Below are 1,667 nucleotides of genomic sequence, written 5' to 3'. Positions count from 1 at the left end.
AGTTATGTAGAAAGCCGGAAAACGCGAGGACATTGGGAGGGAGATACGATTATTAGCCGTAAAGACAAGCAAGCATTGGTGACATTAGTTGAACGCAAAACAGGGCTAGTATTAATTGGGCGCCTCAATCAACGTACCGCCTCCGAAACGAGAGATATGATAATAAAATTGCTAATGCCGTTTAAAAAAATGGTTAAAAGCATCACCTTTGATAATGGAACCGAATTTAATTATCATCATGCTATTGAGCATTATTTAAATACCACGTGTACTTTGCGGAGCCTTATAAAAGCTGGCAAAGAGGCACAAATGAAAACACCAATGGCTTAATACGTCAGTTTATACCTAAGTCAGCGGCCATTTCAGTAGTTGACGACAAACAGATAAAGAAAATACAATATCTATTGAACACACGCCCAAGAAAACGGCATAAGTTTAAAAGCCCTGCCGATTTTTATTCTAAGGAGCTAAGAAGAATTGCTCTTCATGGTGTAATCTAGGAAATTCAATTGGTACTGGCGCTGTTGTTGTTATTGCCGTATTCATTGGAATCGCAAGCGTTATCGGCCACTACATCAAATACCATTCAAGGCACAGCCCCCTATTTAACGCTTGATGATGGTACTACCAAATTGACTACCACAGATGATTTATTAACTATTAAGTTATCAGACGGTCGTATATTTACACCACAAAATAATCCCTCATCACCGACAGCGCCAATCAAGTTACCTAATGTAGGGGATACTTTGGCTGATATTGAAATGATAGTTCTGCCATCATCTGATTCAGTGAGCTTAAATGAGTTGGTGACACAAAATAAATGGCGCGATGATGATGGAGACGGACAAGATGGTCTAACAGCAGATGGGGTGATCACGTTGAGTATTACAGATAAAAATAATAAAACAGTTAATCGTAGTGATGCATTAACGACATGTAATGCACCTTATAAAGTAGAATTAAGTAATACAAAAGGGTATGTATGGTGTGCCAGGAACGAGTAACTTCGCAGAAGGTAGCGTAACGTATTATATTAATCCTAATGTATCAGATAATGATGTTTGTATAAAAGTAGAATTCGCAAGGCCAAATCTTGATTTTATGTATATCGATGATTCAGATGGTATATGGAATCCGATGAAGGACTTCTTAGTTCAATCAACTAATCCTGATTTATACAACCTAAATTTCCCGACCACAGGTGCGCATAATTTATATTTTGATTTACTTATAACTGGAGTGGATATAAATGAATTGACATGGAAATCTGTTACGCATGAAGGAATCACTGCGACAGTGACAAGAGAAGTGGCTGAAGGTATGTTTCCTCCTGAGGATTCTGGAAAAGTCGTAACACGCGTTAGGTTGACAGGACCAGCGGCAAGTGATTGTAAATGCCCCAAACTTAGTACACAACTCACGTAGAAAATTAAGCTGCTTGTTTTAGTGTTTTATACTCAATCGGTGTCATGTTATTTAATGCCTCATGCGGTCTTTCGGTGTTATAAATCGTTAGCCATTCTTCGGTTATTCACCTAGCTTGTGCTAAGTTGTTAAAAAGATATAAATCAAGTACTTCAGTACGATAGGTACGATTAAATCGTTCAATATAACCATTTTGATAAGGGCTACCGGCTTTATATAATCAATGGCTATATCATGTG

General features: G+C 37.9%; 2 protein-coding genes and 2 pseudogenes. 3 read left to right on the top strand and 1 reads right to left on the bottom strand.

What is annotated here, in order from left to right:
• Positions 1-48: 48 nt before the first annotated feature.
• The 3 genes and pseudogenes from A9G37_RS13655 (at position 49) to A9G37_RS09330 (ending at position 1,428) form a co-directional block, all read left to right on the top strand.
• A pseudogene (locus A9G37_RS13655) lies at positions 49-500 on the top strand (IS30 family transposase).
• 9 nt (positions 501-509) lie between these two features.
• Entirely contained in the window at positions 510-1,007 is a 498-nt protein-coding gene (locus A9G37_RS09335; RefSeq protein WP_065575350.1) for a hypothetical protein, read from the top strand.
• Positions 991-1,428: a hypothetical protein gene (locus A9G37_RS09330; RefSeq protein ID WP_065575349.1), complete on the top strand. Its 438-nt coding sequence runs from the start codon at positions 991-993 to the stop codon at positions 1,426-1,428. Before A9G37_RS09335 ends, A9G37_RS09330 begins: the two co-directional genes overlap by 17 nt.
• A gap of 4 nt (positions 1,429-1,432) precedes the next feature.
• Here A9G37_RS09330 and A9G37_RS13240 read toward each other — a convergent pair.
• A pseudogene (locus A9G37_RS13240) lies at positions 1,433-1,636 on the bottom strand (integrase core domain-containing protein); the annotation flags it as partial.
• Between the last annotated feature and the right edge of the window lie 31 nt (positions 1,637-1,667).

It is taken from the genome of Gilliamella sp. GillExp13, from assembly GCF_001690815.1.
Taxonomy (GTDB): domain Bacteria; phylum Pseudomonadota; class Gammaproteobacteria; order Enterobacterales; family Orbaceae; genus Gilliamella; species Gilliamella bombi.
The sequence above is the reverse complement of the archived record's forward strand: the minus strand, read 5'-3'. Positions and strand labels throughout refer to the sequence as shown.